Annotated in this window: 15 protein-coding genes; 7 read left to right on the top strand and 8 right to left on the bottom strand. The window is 71.3% G+C overall.

Features of this window, described 5'->3' with window-relative positions; all coding sequences use genetic code 11:
• Window positions 1-152: 152 nt before the first annotated feature.
• The 5 genes from mltG to AC0IWM_RS07840 all read left to right on the top strand — a co-directional run bounded on the left by mltG (window position 153) and on the right by AC0IWM_RS07840 (window position 7,010).
• Window positions 153-1,517 carry an endolytic transglycosylase MltG gene (mltG, locus tag AC0IWM_RS07860; protein WP_471754006.1) on the top strand — a complete coding sequence of 455 codons (1,365 nt, stop codon included), beginning with the start codon at window positions 153-155 and terminating at the stop codon, window positions 1,515-1,517.
• 293 nt (window positions 1,518-1,810) lie between these two features.
• Window positions 1,811-2,689, top strand: coding sequence for a YicC/YloC family endoribonuclease (locus tag AC0IWM_RS07855; RefSeq protein WP_471754004.1), 879 nt, complete (start codon window positions 1,811-1,813; stop codon window positions 2,687-2,689).
• An 11-nt stretch (window positions 2,690-2,700) separates the two neighbouring features.
• Window positions 2,701-3,363, top strand: coding sequence for a guanylate kinase (gene gmk, locus AC0IWM_RS07850; RefSeq protein ID WP_471754002.1), 663 nt, complete (start codon window positions 2,701-2,703; stop codon window positions 3,361-3,363).
• 100 nt (window positions 3,364-3,463) lie between these two features.
• The gene (locus AC0IWM_RS07845) at window positions 3,464-4,867 is read left to right on the top strand and encodes a dihydrolipoyl dehydrogenase (RefSeq protein WP_471754000.1); all 1,404 of its coding nucleotides are present in this window, start codon (window positions 3,464-3,466) and stop codon (window positions 4,865-4,867) included.
• Between the two features lie 457 nt (window positions 4,868-5,324).
• Complete coding sequence (locus AC0IWM_RS07840; RefSeq protein WP_471753998.1) at window positions 5,325-7,010, top strand: methyl-accepting chemotaxis protein; 1,686 nt, start codon at window positions 5,325-5,327, stop codon at window positions 7,008-7,010.
• A gap of 105 nt (window positions 7,011-7,115) precedes the next feature.
• On the opposite strand, the gene AC0IWM_RS07835 is transcribed toward AC0IWM_RS07840, so the two are convergent.
• From AC0IWM_RS07835 to AC0IWM_RS07825, 3 genes are all read right to left on the bottom strand, one after another.
• On the bottom strand, window positions 7,116-8,033 hold the full coding sequence (locus tag AC0IWM_RS07835; RefSeq protein ID WP_471753996.1) for an EamA family transporter: 918 nt from the start codon (window positions 8,031-8,033) through the stop codon (window positions 7,116-7,118).
• Window positions 8,034-8,043: 10 nt separating this feature from the next.
• Entirely contained in the window at window positions 8,044-9,150 is a 1,107-nt protein-coding gene (locus AC0IWM_RS07830; RefSeq protein ID WP_471753994.1) for a lysylphosphatidylglycerol synthase domain-containing protein, read from the bottom strand.
• Between the two features lie 147 nt (window positions 9,151-9,297).
• A complete protein-coding gene (locus AC0IWM_RS07825; RefSeq protein ID WP_471753992.1) occupies window positions 9,298-9,627 on the bottom strand; it encodes a (2Fe-2S) ferredoxin domain-containing protein in 330 nt (109 codons plus the stop codon).
• Window positions 9,628-9,892: 265 nt separating this feature from the next.
• Here AC0IWM_RS07825 and AC0IWM_RS07820 point away from each other — a divergent pair, with 265 nt between their 5' ends.
• Both AC0IWM_RS07820 and AC0IWM_RS07815 read left to right on the top strand, forming a co-directional pair.
• Complete coding sequence (locus AC0IWM_RS07820; RefSeq protein ID WP_471753990.1) at window positions 9,893-11,206, top strand: KpsE/RkpR family capsule polysaccharide export protein; 1,314 nt, start codon at window positions 9,893-9,895, stop codon at window positions 11,204-11,206.
• 35 nt (window positions 11,207-11,241) lie between these two features.
• Complete coding sequence (locus AC0IWM_RS07815; RefSeq protein WP_056475176.1) at window positions 11,242-11,520, top strand: hypothetical protein; 279 nt, start codon at window positions 11,242-11,244, stop codon at window positions 11,518-11,520.
• A 33-nt stretch (window positions 11,521-11,553) separates the two neighbouring features.
• Here the strand turns inward: AC0IWM_RS07815 and flbD are convergent, their stop codons facing one another.
• The 5 genes from flbD to fliF all read right to left on the bottom strand — a co-directional run bounded on the left by flbD (window position 11,554) and on the right by fliF (window position 16,687).
• Window positions 11,554-12,921 carry a sigma-54-dependent transcriptional regulator FlbD gene (flbD, locus tag AC0IWM_RS07810; RefSeq protein WP_471753988.1) on the bottom strand — a complete coding sequence of 456 codons (1,368 nt, stop codon included), beginning with the start codon at window positions 12,919-12,921 and terminating at the stop codon, window positions 11,554-11,556.
• A gap of 64 nt (window positions 12,922-12,985) precedes the next feature.
• Window positions 12,986-13,330 (bottom strand): flagellar motor switch protein FliN, encoded by a 345-nt coding sequence (gene fliN, locus AC0IWM_RS07805; protein WP_055958008.1) that lies wholly within the window; start codon window positions 13,328-13,330, stop codon window positions 12,986-12,988.
• Window positions 13,331-13,382: 52 nt separating this feature from the next.
• Window positions 13,383-13,982 (bottom strand): FliH/SctL family protein, encoded by a 600-nt coding sequence (locus AC0IWM_RS07800; protein WP_471753986.1) that lies wholly within the window; start codon window positions 13,980-13,982, stop codon window positions 13,383-13,385.
• On the bottom strand, window positions 13,979-15,031 hold the full coding sequence (gene fliG / locus AC0IWM_RS07795; RefSeq protein ID WP_056475168.1) for a flagellar motor switch protein FliG: 1,053 nt from the start codon (window positions 15,029-15,031) through the stop codon (window positions 13,979-13,981). The genes AC0IWM_RS07800 and fliG overlap by 4 nt, the downstream gene beginning before the upstream one ends.
• A 42-nt stretch (window positions 15,032-15,073) precedes the next feature.
• On the bottom strand, window positions 15,074-16,687 hold the full coding sequence (gene fliF, locus AC0IWM_RS07790; protein WP_471753984.1) for a flagellar basal-body MS-ring/collar protein FliF: 1,614 nt from the start codon (window positions 16,685-16,687) through the stop codon (window positions 15,074-15,076).
• Window positions 16,688-16,720: the final 33 nt, after the last annotated feature.

The following is a 16,720-nucleotide window of genomic DNA, read 5'->3' as shown; positions in this document are numbered from 1 at the left end:
GTAACACCGATTCCTCCTTCCGCCACAAAACCTACCAAGTTCGCGCGCCAAGATACCCGTCCCGTGCGCCCACCCCCTCGACTCCGACGCGCGGATTCCCCAACACTCCGGCGGCGGCCGGGGCGGGGACCTGAGGCCCGAACAGGATGTCCATGTTCTTCCGCAAGCGCGACAAAACCCCGGCGCCCGCGCCGATCGCCTCCGACGAGCCGGCCCTGCCCAACCGCCTGTCGCCCCGCAGCCCGAGCGAGGCGATCAAGCCCACCGCCGCGCCGCCGCCGCCCGACCGTCCGGTCCGTGAGCGCGGCGGGCTGCTCGCCCGCATCTCCGGCCTGCTCACCGCCTCGGTCGTTCTGGCCATCGCCGTGATGATCGGCGTGACCTTGTTCGAGCGCCAGACCAAGGAGCCGGGGCCGCTGCCCGCCGACAAGGTCGTGGTCATCCCGCCCCGCAGCGGCACCACCGAGATCGCCGAGGCGCTCTCCCGCGAGGGCGTCATCACCCACACCGCCCTGTTCGAGTGGGCCGCCCGCTTCTCGGGCAAGGCCCTGAAGGCCGGCGAGTACACGTTCAAGGCCCATGCGAGCATCGGCGAGGCCATCGACACCCTCGCCTCCGGCCGGCAGGTGCAGCACGCCATCACCTTCCCGGAGGGGCTGACCTCCGAGCAGATCGTGATGCGGCTCAACGACAACGACGTGCTCACCGGCGACATCAACGAGATCCCACCCGAGGGCTCGCTCCTGCCCGACACCTACAAGTTCGAGCGCGGCGCCACCCGCCAGCAGATCGTCAACCTGATGCGCGCCAAGCAGCGCGAGGTGCTCAACCAGATCTGGCTGCGGCGCTCGGCCGAGATCCCGGTGAAGACGCCGGCCGAGATGGTGACCCTGGCCTCCATCGTCGAGAAGGAGACCGGCCGGGCCGACGAGCGGCCCCGCGTCGCCGGGGTGTTCGTCAACCGCCTCAACAAGCGCATGAAGCTGCAATCGGACCCGACCATCGTGTACGGGCTGGTGGGCGGGCGCGGCACCCTCGGGCGCGGCATCCAGCGGGCCGAGATCGAGCGCGCGACGCCCTACAACACCTACGTGATCGAGGGCCTGCCCCCGGGTCCCATCGCCAATCCGGGCCGCGCCGCCCTGGAGGCGGTGGCCAACCCCTCGCGCACCAAGGACCTGTTCTTCGTGGCCGACGGCACCGGCGGCCATGCCTTCGCCGAGACCCTGGAGGGCCATTCCCGCAACGTCGCCCGCTGGCGCCAGGTCGAGCGCGCCCGCCAGACGCCGACGCCGGACGCGGTGGTCGACAAGGCCGATCCGCCGGGCGCCTCCGCCGTTCCCGGCACCGCCTCGGCCTACGCCCCCGAGGGCACCAACATGGCGGCGACCCCGGAGGGCGGCGCCAACCGGCCGAAGGCCTTCGACGCCTCGGAAGGCACCCGCCTCGACCCCCTGCGCAACAAGACCTTCGACCTGAACTCGCCCAAGACCGTGCCGGTGCTCAAGCAGCCGTAGCGTCCGCCCACGAAACCGGACGACCCGCCCCGTCGTCCCGGGGCCGCGCAGCGGAGCCCGGGATCCGGACACACAGGTGGTGCGAGGCCTCGGCCCGTCGGCGGCTCCGGATCGCCCGCCGCCGGCGCGCCCCTTCGGGTCCGGGCTCGCCTGCGGCGCCGCGGAATGACGATGTGCCGTTCCACCGGGCAGGGCCGGGGCTGGCGCCACCGGCCTCCGCTCCCGTAGGGTCATCCCTCCATCTACACCCCCAGCCCTTCCCCACAGAGGGCGGGACGAACGCGAAGACAGCCATGATCCTCTCCAGCATGACGGGCTTCGCCCGGGCGGCGGGCACCACCGGGCCGGTGCAATGGGCCTGGGAGGTCCGCAGCGTGAACGGGCGCGGCCTCGACGTGCGCCTGCGGGTGCCGAACGGCTACGACGCCGTCGGCGAGGTCGCCCGCACCGCCCTGCAGAAGACCCTGGCCCGCGGCCAGTGCCAGCTCTCCCTCAACCTGACCCGGCCCGAGGCCGCGCCCCGCGTGCGCATCAACGAGGCGCTGCTCGGCCAGCTCGCCGCCGCCATCGCCCGCGTGCCCCGGCCCGAGGGGCTGGCCCCCGCCACCCTCGACGGGCTCCTCGGCATCCGCGGGGTGATCGAATCCGACGAGGAGCCGGGCGCCGACGCGGAGGCCCTGGCCCGCGACCTCGCCGAGGGGGTGATCCGCCTCGTGGCCGACCTCGTCGAGGCGCGCCGGGCCGAGGGGCGCGCGCTCCTCGGGGTGATCGAGGGCCAGCTCGCCGAGATGGCCCGGCTCACCGCCGCCGCCGAGGCCTGCCCGGCCCGCAAGCCGGAGGCGGTGAAGGCGCGCCTTTCCGCCACCGTCGCGACGCTGCTGGAGGCCGGCACCCTCGATCCCGACCGCCTGCACCAGGAGGCGGTGCTGCTGGCCGCCAAGGCCGACGTGCGCGAGGAGCTCGACCGGCTCCAGGCCCATCTCGCCTCCGCGGCCGAGCTGCTGGCCGCCGGCGGCGCCATCGGCCGCAAGCTCGATTTCCTGGCCCAGGAGCTCGGGCGCGAGGCCAATACCCTGTGCGCCAAGGCGAATGACATCGCGCTGTCGCGGATCGGACTCGACTTGAAGGCCGTGGTGGAGCAATTCCGGGAGCAGGTTCAGAACGTCGAATAGGCTTTTTAGAGATGCGCGACGCATTGACGATGAATGCCGGGGCGATCGCGCGGCGCGGGTTCATCCTCATCCTGTCCTCGCCCTCGGGCGCGGGGAAGACGACCCTGACCCGGGCCGTCGCCGCCGATCCGAAATGGGGGCTCGACCTCTCGATCTCGGTGACGACCCGGCAGCGCCGCCCCTCGGAGATCGACGGGAAGCACTACAACTTCATCGACCGCGAGGCCTTCGACGCCCTGCGCAGCGCCGACAACCTGCTCGAATGGGCCGAGGTGCACGGCAATTTCTACGGCACCCCGCGCCGCCCGGTTGAGAAGGTGCTGGGCGCCGGCCGGGACATGATCTTCGACATCGACTACCAGGGCACCCGCCAGGTGCGGGCCAAGCTCACCGAGGACGTGGTGACGGTGTTCATCCTGCCGCCGTCGCTGGCCGAACTGCGCCACCGCCTCGAGCGCCGAGCCGAGGATTCCCCGGACACCATCGAGAAGCGCCTCGCCAACGCCCGGCTGGAGATCCAGCGCTGGAGCGAATACGACTACGTCATCGTCAACGACGACCTCGACGACGCCTTCCGCTCCCTGGAGGGCATCCTCATCGCCGAGCGGCTGAAGCGCGCCCGCCGCACCGGCCTGGCCTCCTTCGTCGAGGGCCTGCTCGCCGAGCCCGACTGACGGGCGGGTTGCCGCAGACAGGAACGTTCGCCGCAGGCCGCGGGTTGGCCCGCGATTCCGGTGGCCGGGGTCGAGAGGCGCGAACCCGAGAGCCGTCGCGATGCGCGAGAGATCCTGTGACATCGCCGTGATCGGCGCCGGCACCGCCGGCCTCGCCGCCTTCCACGCCGCCCGGGACGGCGGCGCCGACGCCGTCCTGATCGAGGCCGGCCCCGGCGGCACCACCTGCGCCCGGGTGGGCTGCATGCCCTCGAAGCTGCTCATCACCGCCGCCAACGCCGCGCACGCGGCGCGCCACGCCGGCGTCTTCGGCATCGAGGCCGGCCCGGTGCGGGTGGATGGCCGCCGCGTGCTGGAGCGGGTCCGGCGCGAGCGCGACCGCTTCGTGGCCGGGGTGTTCGAGGGCCTCGACGCCATTCCCGCAGAGCGCCGCGTCGCCGGCTTTGCCCGCTTCACCGGTGCCGACACCCTGGCGGTGGACGACCACACCGCCCTCCGCTTCCGCGCCGCGATCGTCGCCACCGGATCGAGCCCGGCCGTGCCGGAGCCCCTGCGCGACCTCGGCGACCGGCTGCTCACCAGCGACACGGTGTTCGAGATCGCCGACCTGCCGGAGACTCTCGCCGTGCTCGGCGGCGGCGCCGTCGGCCTCGAACTGGCGCAGGCCATGGCCCGGCTCGGGGTCGCCGTCACCCTGTTCGATCCGGGCACGCATCTCGCCGCCCTGCGCGACGACGGCCTCGCCGCGGAGGCGCGCCGCCTCTTCGGCGAAGAGATGTGCCTCCGCCTCGGCTGCACGGTCGAGGCGGGCGCCCGCGCGGGAGACGGCGTGCGCCTGACCTGGACGGACGAGGCCGGAACCCGCGCCACGGGCACCTTCGCCCGGGTCCTCGCGGCGGCGGGGCGGCCGCCCAACGTCCGGCATCTCGGCCTCGCCGAAGCGGGCCTGCGCCTCGACGATCACGGCCTGCCGGACTTCGATCCGCGCAGCCTGCTCTGCACCGGCGCGCCGATCTTCATCGCGGGCGACGCCAATGCCGACCGGCCGGTGCTGCACGAGGCCGCCCGCCAGGGCCGGATCGCCGGCGCCAACGCCGCGCGCCTCGTCGCCTCCGGCCGGGCGGCCGTCGAGGCGCCCCGGCCCTGGACCCGGCTCACCATGGTCTTCACCGAGCCCCAGGCGGCCAGCGTCGGCGAGGCCTACGATCCCGCGGATGCGGACAGGGTCCTCGGCACGGTGGATTTCGGCGATCAGGGCCGGGCCCGGATCATGGCCGAGAATGCCGGCGCGCTGCGGCTGCATGCCGACCGCAGCGGCACCCTGACGGGCGCCGAGATGCTCGGGCCGGCCTGCGAGCACCTCGCCCAGTTCCTCGCTCTCGCCATCGAGGACGGGCTGACCGCACGGGCCCTCCTCGACCGGCCCTTCTATCATCCGACCGTGGAAGAGGGGCTGAAGACCGCCCTGGAGGCCATCGTCGCGGCGCTGGATCGGCGGGACTGATCGGGGCCAGATCTCGGTTCGGCGCGCTCGGACGATCCGGCGCGGCCTGCGCGTATCGGATCGGACCCGGGCCGGCGGAGCCCGATCGTGGGTCGGACAGACCGGGCCCGACGACCGGCCGGCCGGGTCGAACCGGACGTCGCCACGGAAGCGAGGGTTTTTCCGCTCTGGGCGTCGGCCCGCCAATACACGCGGATCGGCATCGTCCGTCGTGATGGACGTTTCGACATCGCGCGAAGACAGCGGACATACTTACCGATTGCGATAAAACTGACGCGATCCAGCAACAGAGATGCACAATGCGCCAAGTATCGTCGGTCGATACGTATTAGAATGTGACGATCGTGCAATCGACTTATCGATCGCTCTGTACGATGTGAATTAACGGCCTGTTCGAAACTTCGTGGAAGGATAGCTGGGAGTAATATTTCATCCAAATTGAGATAGAGTAACAATAATGCGTATCGCGACCTCGCTCCAGGGCAAACTCATCGCCTGCTTCTCGGTGATGCTGATCCTGATCTTCGGTCTGGCCGCACTGGCCTACCAGCAGATCGAGACCATCAACAGCGCGGCCACCGAACTGCGCATGGCTCGGCTTCCCGCGACGCAAGCCATCGGGGCGATCCAGGGCGCGACCCTTCGCGTTCGCATCAACGGCGGCCGCGTGCTGTCCGCCAAGACCCCGCAACAGAAGGCGGAGGCTCTGGCGCTGATCCAGCAGCGGATCGCCGAACTCGGCACGCAGCAGGCGCGCTACGCCCAGCAGATCCGGACCGCGTCGACCCGGGAGATCTACGCCACCTTCGAGCGCCAGTGGGCGACCTACCTCGCCCAGCAGACGGACGGCCTCGCCGCGGCGGAGCGCGGCGACCTGGCGACGGCGCAGGAGCAGTACAACACCACGATGTCCGAGACGATGCGGACCGTCATCGCCAGCCTGACCAAGCTCTCGGACATCGAGGTCGCCGCGGCGGCCGCGAGCGGCGCCGAGGCACAGGGCGCCTACGACAATGCGCGGAGCCAGATGCTGGGCTTCGTCCTCTTCGCCGCGCTCGTCGCGAGCGGCGCCGTCGTCATGCTGGTCCTGGCGATCACCCGGCCGCTGTCGCACATGACCGGCGCCATGCGCCGGCTCGCTTCGGGCGACACCGCGGCGGAGGTCCCGGCGACCGGTCGCCGGGACGAGATCGGCGCCATGGCGGCCGCCGTCCTGATCTTCCGGGAGAACATGATCCAGGCCCGCCAGCTCGAGGCGGAGACGGCGCAGGCGCGCCTCGATGCCGAGCAGCAGCGCAAGGCCGGCATGCGCCAGATGGCCGACGCCTTCGAGCAGGCGGTGGGCGGCATCGTCGGCATGGTCTCGTCCGCGGCGACGGAATTGCAGGCGACCGCGCAGACCATGACGGTGACGGCGGCCGAGACGGCGAACCAGTCCGTCAGCGTCGCCGCCGCGGCCGAGCAGGCCGCGGCCAACGTCACCACGGTGGCGGCGGCGGCCGAAGAACTCGGCTCCTCGGTCCAGGAGATCGGGCGGCAGGTCTCGGGCTCGTCGGACCTCGCCCAGACGGCCGTCGGCGAGGCCGACCAGACGGTGCAGCTGGTCCAGGCCCTGAGCCAGGCCTCGGCCCGGATCGGCGACATGGTCGGGCTGATCTCGAACATCGCGAGCCAGACCAACCTCCTGGCGCTCAACGCCACCATCGAGGCGGCGCGGGCCGGCGAGGCGGGACGCGGCTTCGCGGTCGTCGCCACCGAGGTCAAGGAACTCGCTTCGCAGACGGCGCGGGCGACCGAGGAGATCGGGACGCAGATCGGCCAGATCCAGGGCGTCACCGGCCAGGCCGTCGCCGCCATCGGCTCGATCACGACGCGCATCCGCGAGATCAACGGGGTCGCCTCCTCGATCGCCGCCGCGGTCGAGGAGCAGGGTGCGGCGACGCAGGAGATCGTCCGCAACGTCGCCCGGGCTTCCACCGGAACGACCGAGGTGACGAGCAACATCGCGCGCGTGGCCCAGGCTTCGGAAGAGACCGGCACGGCAGCCGGTCAGGTGCTGTCCGCGGCCTCCGAGCTCTCGCACCAGTCCGAGCACCTCAACACCGAGGTCGCGCGCTTCCTCCAGACCGTGCGCGCCGCCTGAGGCGGGGCGAAGGCCCTCATCCGGCGAGGCCCCCGATCCGGCACAGGGCCGCTTCCGCGGCCCCGAATCGGTTGGGGTGCGGGCGCTCGGCTTTGCGGGACCGGGTCAGGTCGGGGTCATCGCAGCCGCCGCGGCGACGCGCCCGCGGTGGCTGCTCACCGTATTGCCCAGGGACGCCACCACGATCAGGGCGATCGCCAGCCACTCGATGGGGCTGAGACGCTCGCCGAGGATCGCGAGGCCGGCGAGGGAGCCGACGGCGGGTTCCAGGCTGAGGAGCACGCCGAAGCTCTGCTTCGACATCCGCTTCAGGGCGACCATCTCCAGGGTGTAGGGCAGGGCGCTCGACAGGGCCGCCACCGCGAGGCCGAAGCCGAGCATGGCCGGCTCCAGCAGCAGCGCGCCCGCCTTCGCGATCCCGAAGGGCATCACCACCAGGGCCGCCACCGACATGCCGACGGCCACCGCCCGCCCGCCGTGGAGATGCCCGACCCGCTGGCCGAAGACGATGTACAGCGCCCAGCACAGGGCCGCGCCGAGGGCGCAGCCCACCCCGATCGGATCGAGCCCGGTGGAGACGCCGCCGAGGGGCAGCAGGAGGGACAGGCCCAGGACGGCGCAGGCGATCCAGGCGAAGTCGATGGCCCGCCGCGACACCGCGAGGGCGAGCGTCAGCGGCCCGGAGAACTCGATGGCGATGGCGAGTCCCAGCGGGATCGTGCGCAGCGACAGGTAGAACAGCAGGTTCATCGCGCCCAGGACGGCGCCGTAGAGCAGCAGAGACCGGCGATCGGCACCGCTCAGGCGCAGGCGCCAGGGCCGCCAGATCATCACCAGCATCAGCGCCGACAGGCCGACGCGCAGCGTGGTGGTGCCCTCCGCGCCCAGGACCGGGAACAGGTGCTTGGCGAAGGACGTGCCGACGCTGAGGGAGACGATGCTGCCGAGAAGGGCCACCACCGGCAGGAGCGTCGCGGCCAGGCCGACGGGCACGGCCGACGGCCCGCGCGGTGGGGAATCCATGTCAGCCGCTTCACGTCGCCGGAGGCAGGATCATGGCGCGTCGCGCCTCCAGGGCCTGCCAGAGCAGCAGGGCCGGCAGGCCGAGTACGACGTCGGGTACGCGCTTGATCAGCGACAGGGCGAGGGCGGTGCCCGCATCGATGCCGAACAGGCTGCCGAGGAGGACGAAGCCGCCCTCCTGCACCCCGAGGCCGCTCGGCACCGGGAAGGCCGCCGACTTGATCGCCTGGCTCAGCGCCTCGATCACCACGACCTCGGTGAAGCTCACCGACCCGACGCCGATGCAGGCCAGGGCGATCCAGATCTCCAGGGCGCCGAGCCCCCAGGCGGCCAGGTGAAGCAGGATCGACCCGGCGAGCCGACCCCAGCGGGCGCGCGCCCAGACGGCGTCGAGGGCGTCGTAGACGCCCCCGCCCGCCGGCGAGGCCTCGGCGTCATCGCCGCGAAAGGTCCGGCGCAACCGGCCGAAGGCCCGGCGCCCGAGCGCCCGCGCGGCCGGGCTGCGCTGGACCGCCAGGAAGGCCGCCAGCAGCAGGGCCGTGACCGCGAGCACCCGCAGGACCCAGGTCGCCAGGGCCTGGGCCGCCTCGCCCCCGACCTGAAGAAGGAGCCCGACGCCCGCCAGCGCGAACACGGCCTGGGTGCCGGCCTGGAACAGCATGTCGACGAGGATCGAGGCCGCCGCGAGGGTGCCGGCGGTGCCCCAGAAGGTCAGCAGGCGTCCGCCCACCACGTCGCCGCCGACGGAGGCGACGGGCAGCAGCACGTTGATGCCCTCGCGGACGAAGCGCAGCAGGACGAAGGCGCCGGTTCCGGCGCGTCCCAGGCCGGTCAGGCCCTGGATCACGCAGCCCCAGGCGAGCCCGCACAGCAGGATCACCGCCACCCGCACCAGCACGATGGCGGCGAGACCGCCGGGACCGACCCGGCCGAAGGCGTCGCCGACGGCGGCGAGATCGTTGGTGGCGATCAGCCAGATCCCGAGGCCGAGGCCGAGGAGGGTCCCGGCCAGGGGCAGGCGGCGCAGGACGTGGCGTCCGAGGCGGGCGGCCCAGGGCGGCCGGGCCGGCGGGCGCTCGACCGTGCGTGTCGCGGTGGTGCGGAGTTCGTCAGGCATCCGATCGGTCACGCATCGTCCGGTTCGAGAAACGTCGGTCCGAGCGCAATCCGTCCCGTGGGAACGTCCGGCCCGGCCCCGTCCCGCCGGGTGGCTCTCCCGGCACCCCCGCCCCGAGAACCCGCGCCCGGAACGCCGCGGTCCGACCTAGCGGTCCGTGGTCGGGGCGTCCGCCAGGGTTAGGCAGCCTTTGGGGCCGAAATCGGGGAACAGTGCATCGATCGATTGGGCCGCCGTGGCCGCCGGGTCAAGCAGGTGGATGCGCCGCTTGGCGAGACTGTCCGCGGTGGCGGCCGCGAGCGCCCGCTTGGGACAGGGGCCGAGGCACCCGACCTCGACGACCCGGAGCTTGCGCGACGGGACGCGCGCCTTCAGTTCGCGCCGCAGCAGCCGGCGCACCGAGCCCTTCTTCAGTCCCTGACGCTTGACGCACTTGCCGCAGACGAGCACGAGTTCGGAGAACCCGGCGCGTGCCATGCGGATCCGTGCCGGGCGCGCCGTCCCACCTGTGTCTTCCATACCGTCACCGATGTTCCCTGCCGCCGCCGCGTGACGCGGCACCCCGGCGAAGCGCCTTAAAAAGGGCCGAAAAACGAAGGAGTCCTCCGCTCAACACGAGGGCGGCGCGGGGGCTCCGCAGGCGTGACCATATGCATCGTCCTCCACCCCGTGCAGACTCGCCGTCCCTGACGGTGATTCCTCAGCCTGCCCTGATCGAGCCGTGTCTCGGGAACCTGAATTGATGAGTGCCGAGGAGGTCAAGCAGAAGGATCGCGTGCGGGGGGTGATCGACGTCGCCCTGCGCTCGCTGCCCGATCTGCGGCGCAATGCCGAAACCGTCGATCCGGTCTCGCGGAGCCGCGTCCCCGCGCTCCTGCGCCGGGCGCAGGAGCGGCTGGACTGGCGCCAGCTGCCCGGGATCCGGCCGCCGTCGAGCCAGCCGAAGAACCTCATCAGGAGCTTGGTCCGCCAGTTCGGCCTCTTCGTGCTGCTGCCGACCGCCCTCGCGGGGATCTACTTCTACGCCTTCGCCGCCGATCAGTACGTGGCGATCTCGCAATTCGCCGTCCGCGGCAACGTCGAGCCGATGGAGGAAAGCTCCGGCGGGCAGTTCTCCGACCTGATCATGAAGCACAACAGCCAGGACAGCTTCATCATCCGCGACTTCGTCGAGAGCCGGGCGATCGTCGCGACGATGGAGGAGCGCCTGAAGGTCTCGAAGATGTTCTCGCGACCGGAAGCCGACTTCTGGACGCGCTACCGCGTCGGCGAGCCCATGGAGGAGCTGGTCAAATACTGGAACAAGCATGTCGGCACGCGGATCGAGGTGCTCTCGGGCATCATCACCCTCAGCGTCCGCGCCTTCACGCCCCAGGACGCCCTGACCATCAACCGCGCGATCGTCGAACGCAGCGAGGCGCTGATCAACGAGATCTCGCGCCGGGCGCAGGCCGATATGGTCAAGCACGCCGAGGCCGAGGCGGCCAAGGCGCAGGAGCGCCTGCGCAACGCCCACCTGGCGCTGCAGGTCTTCCGCAACCGCTGGGGCATCATCGACCCGGCCAAGGCCGCGGAATCCACCCTCACGACGATCGCCGGTTTGCGGAAGGACCGCCTGAAGGCCGAATCCGACCTCGCCGTCCTGCGCGGATCGAGCCTCGACGAGAAGTCGCGCAGCATCCAGAACCTGGCCTCGACCGTCGCGGCCCTGGATCAGCAGATCCAGAAACTCACGGACCAGCTGACCACCGATGGCCTGTCGGGGGCGGATTCCGCCACCAACATGACCCGCGCGCTGCTGGAATACGAGAGCCTCCAGGTCGAGCGCACCATCGCCACGAAGCTCAACGAATCGGCGAACCTGATGGTCGACCGCGCCCGCATCGCGGCGAACAAGCAGCAGATCTACCTCGCGACCTTCGTGGACCCGGCCCTGCCCGACGATTCGATCTTCCCACAGCGCGGCTACAGCATCATGGTCGTGTTCTTCGGATGCCTGGTCGTCTGGAGCTCGATCGCCCTGATCATCGCCGGCGTCAACGACCAGCGCCTCTAGCCCGTCCCGAGCATCGATCCGCCCCGCACCGCCGCATGTCCGAATTCACCGATCTCATCGCCCGCGCGGTCAATCCCACCATGTCCCGCACCGAGCGGGAAGCGGTCTACGGCGTCGTCAAGCAGGCGGTGGAGCGGCTTCAGGCGCGGGACGGCCTCGAGCCGAACGACCCGCGCAGCGCCCTGCAGCAGCACCTCGTGGAGGAGACGATCCGCGACGTGGAGGCCGACATCGCCCGCTTCCACGCGCTGGAGAAGCTGGAGCGGGCCCACGCGGTCCAGATGGCCGGCGAGCGCGTCCACGGCGCCTCGTAGGCCTGCACCCCGGGTGGAAGAGCGGCCCTGCGCTCAGCCGTAGGCCGCCACCGCCCGCACGCTTCCGGGCTCGGCCACGGACAGGCCGGCATCGACGTATTCGTTGAGCTTGTTGCGCAGGGTCCGGATGGAGATGCCGAGGATCTTGGCGGCATGCGTCCGGTTGCCCAGGCAATGGTCGAGCGTGTCGAGGATGAGGTCGCACTCGACCTGCGCCACCGTCTGCCCGACGAGGCCGCGGGTCGCGGCCTCCGCCACCCGGGCGGCGCGCTCGGCCGGCCCGGCCGAGAGCGGGGCGATGCTGTCGCCCTCGGGGGTGAGGATGGCGTCGGGGCCGATCTCCGGACCGGAGGCGAGGAGCACCGCCCGGTGCAGGGTGTTCTCGAGTTCGCGGACGTTGCCGCGCCAGGGATTGGCGCGCACCAGTCCCTGCGCCTCGGCGCTGAGCGGCCGCACCGGCACCCCGTTCACCTCGGCGTACTTCTTGGCGAAGTGCGCCGCCAGTTCGAGGATGTCGGCCGGGCGCTCGCGGAGCGCCGGCAGGCGCAGGTGCACGACGTTGAGCCGGTAATACAGATCCTCGCGGAAGGTGCCCTTGCGGACCTCCTCCACCAGATTGCGGTTCGAGGTGGCGAGCACGCGGATGTCGACCTTCACCGGCGCGGTGCCGCCGACCCGGTCGATGACTCGCTCCTGCAGGGCGCGCAGCAGCTTCGACTGCAGGCGCACGTCCATCTCGGAGATCTCGTCGAGGAGGAGCGTGCCGCCGTGGGCCTCCTCGAACCGGCCGATGCGGCGCGCCACGGCGCCCGTGAAGGCGCCCTTCTCGTGGCCGAACAGTTCCGATTCGAGCAGCGCCTCAGGGATCGCCGCGCAGTTGACGGAGACGAAGGGCCGGTTGGCCCGGTTCGACTTGCCGTGCAGGTGGCGGGCCAGGACCTCCTTGCCGGTGCCGCTCTCGCCGGTGATGAGCACGGAGGCCTCCGAGCGGGCCACCTGCTCGGCGAGCTTGACCACCTTCTCCATGGAGGCGTCGCGCCAGACGAAGGCGCGCCCGTCCTCGGACACCGCCTGCAGGACGGCGGCGATCAGCTCGGGATCCGGGGGCAGGGGGATGTATTCCCGCGCGCCGGCCTGGATCGCGGCGACCGCGGCCTTGGCGTCGGTGGCGACGCCGCAGGCGATGACGGGGGTGCGGATGCGCTCCTCGGCGAGCGCCGTCACCAGATCGCGGATCGCCAGGGCGACGTCGATCATGATGAGGTCGGCCCCCTTGGCCCGCAGCACCGCGAGCCCCTGGGCGAGGCTCTCGGCGTTGGTGACGGCCGCGCCCCGGTTCATGGCGATCTTGGAGGCGGTGATCAGCTCGCCGTTGAGCCGTCCGATGATGAGTAGCCGCATGGCCCGGAATCTCCGTCAGGTGTGGCTTCGCGCGGTGGGCGCGGCGGCCGGAAGGGCGTGGGGGTCAGTGGTCGCTCTTGATGATCTCGGTCATCGTGACCCCGAGGCGGTCCTCGACCAGCACCACCTCGCCGCGCGCCACGAGGCGGTTGTTCACGAAGATGTCGATGGCCTCGCCGACCTTGCGGTCGAGTTCCAGCACGGCGCCGGGCTGGAGCCGGAGCAGGTCGCCGATCGGCATGCGCGAGGAGCCGAGCACCGCCGAGACCACCACCGGCACGTCGAAGACCTGCTCCAGGTCGGCGGCGCTCTTCGGCGTGGTCGGCGTCTCGCGGATCGACTCGGTGCCGAGGCCGTCGAAGGAGGCGTCGCCGCCGTTGAGCTGGGGCAGGCTGAAATCGTCGGACATGCGGGTTTTCCGGAGCGGAGATCGGGTCGGGCAGAGGCGTCGGGCGGGGGTGTCAGGCGGGAATTCCGAGGGCGGCGAGCACGGCGGCCTCGATCTGGGCACGGTCCCGGACGACGCCGCCATCGGCCCATTCCATGCGGGCGTCGCCGGGGGCGAGATCGGGTTCGCCGAGCACCACGAGGCGCCCCTCGAAGCCCCGCTCGCGGGCGAGACGCTTCACCAGGGCCTCGGAATCGTCGACGAGGCTCTCGTGCACCCGCACGACGAGGTGGGGCACGCCGCGCAGGTGCTGGAGCGCGGCGCGGGCGGCGTCGCCGATCGCCGCCAGGGGCTGGGCGTCGAGGGCCTCGCCCGCGACCTTGCGGGCGAGCAGGATGGCGAAGTCGAGCGCCTCGTCCTCCCGCGCCCGATCGCGCGCGTCCGACTGCCCGATCAGACCGGCCGCGGCGAGGCCGATCCGGGTGAGGGCATCCGAGAGGCGCGCCTGGATCTGTTGCTCGGCCATGGCCTGGCCCTCGCGCAGGCCGCGGGCGTAGCCCTCGGCCTCGGCGCGCGCGACGGTCTCGGCGAGGGCCGCCGCCTCCTTGACGGTGGCAGGGTTGTCCGGCCTCGGCCGGAAGTCGGTGTCGAAGAGGAAGCGGCGCGCGTTCAATAGACCAGCTCCTCCTCGCCGCTCGACTTGGCGATCATGATCTCGCCCTTCTCGGCCAGCTCCTTGGCGAGCTCGGTCATCTTGGCCTGAGCCTCATCGACGTCCTTGAGGCGGATCGGCCCGAGGGAGCCCATCTCGTCGGTGATGTTCTTGGCCGCCCGGGTGGACATGTTCTTCAGGAAGAAGTTGCGCACCCGCTCGTCGGCGCCCTTGAGGGCCCGGCACAGGGTCTCGTTGTCGACCTTGCGCAGCAGGGTCTGGACGCTGCCGGCATCGAGCTTCAACAGGTCCTCGAAGGTGAACATCAGCTGGCGGATCTTCTTGGCCGAACCGCGATTGGCCTGGTCGAGGGCCGTGAGGAAGCGGCCTTCCGTCTGCCGGTCGAAGGCGTTGAAGACGTCCGCCATGAGCTCGTGCGCGTCGCGCCGGGTGGTCTGGGCGATGGTGGAGACGAACTCGACGCGCAGGGTCTCCTCGATGTGGCGCAGGGCCTCCTTCTGCACCGTCTCCATCCGGAGCATCCGGTTCAGTACGTCGATGGCGAACTCCTCGGGCAGGATGGTCAGCACCTTGGCGGCGTAGTCGGAGCGCACCTTCGAGAGCACCACCGCCACCGTCTGCGGGTATTCGTTGCGGAGGAACGAGGCCAGGATCTCGGGATCGATCTGGGTCAGGCTCGCCCAGACGCGCTTGCCCGAGGCGCCCTTGATCTCGGCCATGATCGAGGAGACCTGGTCGGTCGGGAAGATCTTGAGGAGCAGCGATTCCGTCCGCTCGAAGTTCGAGGTGATGCCGCCGCCGGAGGAGAGGCGGGAGACGAAGTCGACGATCAGCTTCTCGACCGTCTCGGCTTCCAGCGAGCCGAGCTGCACCATGGCGTGCGAGACGAGCTTGACCTCGTCCTCGTCGAGCATCTGCCAGATCGGCGCGCCCTCGCTCTCACCGAGGAGCAGGAGGAGCGCGGCGGCGCGCTGGGCGCCCGTCATGGCGCCGAAGGCACCGTTGCTGCCCTTGGCGAGTTCCGCCTGGATGTTCAGTCCCGAGGACATGGTCTCAACGCCTCTTGGTCGGTGCGGGGGACAGGGCGCGCATCAGTTCTCGTGAATCCAGTTTCGAAGCACTTCCACGGTCTCGCTCGGGCTGGCGCGGACCATGTCGACCACCCGCTGAACGGTCTCGGCCTGGACCTTGCCGTTGAGCTGGGCGAAATCGACGAGGCGCGCGGTCGGGTTGTCGGGGGGGGCCATCAGGGCCTCGCCGCCGCCGGCCAGGGCGCCGGCGCCGCCCTCGGAGAGGAGGGCGATCTGGATCGGCTCCGAGGCCAGGACCTTCTTCAGGAGCGGGCGCACCACCGCCATCAGGACGATCAGGGTCAGCATCGTCAGGACGCCGAGTTCGACGATCCGCATGACCTCCTCCTTCGAGGGAGCCAGCAGCGACTGGACCAGCGACGGCTCGGAGAACTCGGCCGGGGCCGGCGTCTCGGCGAAGCGCAGGTTCACCACCTCGACCTGATCGCCGCGCGCCTTGTCGAAGCCGATGGCCGAGCGCACCAGGGCGGCGATGCGGTCGACCTCGGCCGCCGGGCGCGGTTGGTAGACGGGCTTGCCGTCCGGGCCGGGCACGTAGGCGCCGTCGACCACCACCGCCACCGAGAGCCGCTTGACCCGACCGCTCTCGGCGACCTCGGTCTTCGTCACCCGGGAGATCTCGTAGTTCGTGGTCTCCTCGTTCTTGTTCGTGGAATCCTTCTGCGCCGGCGCCTGGCCGGGCTGATTGGCGCCCGGAAGCTCGTTGCCGACGCTGACCGCGCCCTCGGCGCCGCCCGTGAGGGAATTCTCGCTGCGGGTCTGGGTCGAGCGCACCACCCGGCTCTCGGGGTCGAAGCTCTCCGACCGGCTCTCGATCCGGTTGAGGTCGAGCTCGGCGCTGACCTGGATGCGGGCGCGCCCGGCACCGACGATGCCGGCGACGATCTCCTCGATCTGCGCGCGCAGCCGGCGCTCGATGCCGACCTGCTTCTCCTCCATGCCGGCCCCGGTCTCGGACTCGGCGCCGCGGGCGCCATCGGCCAGCAGGCGGCCGCGCTCGTCGACGATGGAGACCCGCTCCGGCTTCAGGCCCTCGACGGCGGAGGCCGCGAGGTGGCGGATGGCCCGGACCTGGGAGGGGTCGAGGTCGCCCATCAGCTTCAGGACGATGGCGGCGCTCGGCGTCTCGCGGTCGCGCTCGAACAGGCGCCGCTCGGGGATCACGAGGTGGACCCGGGCCGCCTGGACCCGGCCGATGGCGCGGATCGAGCGGGACAGCTCGCCCTCGAGGGCGCGCAGGTGGTTCACGTTCTGGACGAAGTTGGTCGACGAGAAGGCGTCCCCCTTGTCGAAGATCTCGTAGCCGACGCCGGCGGCGCTCGGCAGGCCCTTGCCGGCGAGGTCCATGCGCAGGCGCGGCAGGTCGGCCCGCGGCGCGAGGATGGTCTGGCCCGCGTCGCCCTTGGTCTCGTACTTGATTCCGCGCGCGTCGAGGTCGCGGATCACCGCCGAGGAATCGGACATCGACAGGTCGGCGAAGAGCACGCCCATGTCGGGCTTCGAGACCCGCAGGATCACGAAGGCGAAGAAGCCGATCAGCGTCATCGTGACGGCGGCCATGGCGGCGAGGCGCGCCGGGCCCAACTTTGTCACGAGGTCGAGGACCGGTTTCACGACGCGACGCACCCACCCGAGACGCGGCGCCGG

This window comes from Methylobacterium sp. AC433 (genome assembly GCF_979253015.1).
The sequence above is the reverse complement of the archived record's forward strand: the minus strand, read 5'-3'. Positions and strand labels throughout refer to the sequence as shown.

Bases quoted from the DNA above. Each gene is read 5' to 3' on its own strand.
- mltG (WP_471754006.1), top strand. From the start codon at position 153: ATGTTCTTCCGCAAGCGCGACAAAACCCCGGCGCCCGCGCCGATCGCC.
- AC0IWM_RS07855 (WP_471754004.1), top strand. From the start codon at position 1,811: ATGATCCTCTCCAGCATGACGGGCTTCGCCCGGGCGGCGGGCACCACC.
- gmk (WP_471754002.1), top strand. From the start codon at position 2,701: ATGCGCGACGCATTGACGATGAATGCCGGGGCGATCGCGCGGCGCGGG.
- AC0IWM_RS07845 (WP_471754000.1), top strand. From the start codon at position 3,464: ATGCGCGAGAGATCCTGTGACATCGCCGTGATCGGCGCCGGCACCGCC.
- AC0IWM_RS07840 (WP_471753998.1), top strand. From the start codon at position 5,325: ATGCGTATCGCGACCTCGCTCCAGGGCAAACTCATCGCCTGCTTCTCG.
- AC0IWM_RS07835 (WP_471753996.1), bottom strand. From the start codon at position 8,033: ATGGATTCCCCACCGCGCGGGCCGTCGGCCGTGCCCGTCGGCCTGGCC.
- AC0IWM_RS07830 (WP_471753994.1), bottom strand. From the start codon at position 9,150: ATGCCTGACGAACTCCGCACCACCGCGACACGCACGGTCGAGCGCCCG.
- AC0IWM_RS07825 (WP_471753992.1), bottom strand. From the start codon at position 9,627: ATGGCACGCGCCGGGTTCTCCGAACTCGTGCTCGTCTGCGGCAAGTGC.
- AC0IWM_RS07820 (WP_471753990.1), top strand. From the start codon at position 9,893: ATGAGTGCCGAGGAGGTCAAGCAGAAGGATCGCGTGCGGGGGGTGATC.
- AC0IWM_RS07815 (WP_056475176.1), top strand. From the start codon at position 11,242: ATGTCCGAATTCACCGATCTCATCGCCCGCGCGGTCAATCCCACCATG.
- flbD (WP_471753988.1), bottom strand. From the start codon at position 12,921: ATGCGGCTACTCATCATCGGACGGCTCAACGGCGAGCTGATCACCGCC.
- fliN (WP_055958008.1), bottom strand. From the start codon at position 13,330: ATGTCCGACGATTTCAGCCTGCCCCAGCTCAACGGCGGCGACGCCTCC.
- fliG (WP_056475168.1), bottom strand. From the start codon at position 15,031: ATGTCCTCGGGACTGAACATCCAGGCGGAACTCGCCAAGGGCAGCAAC.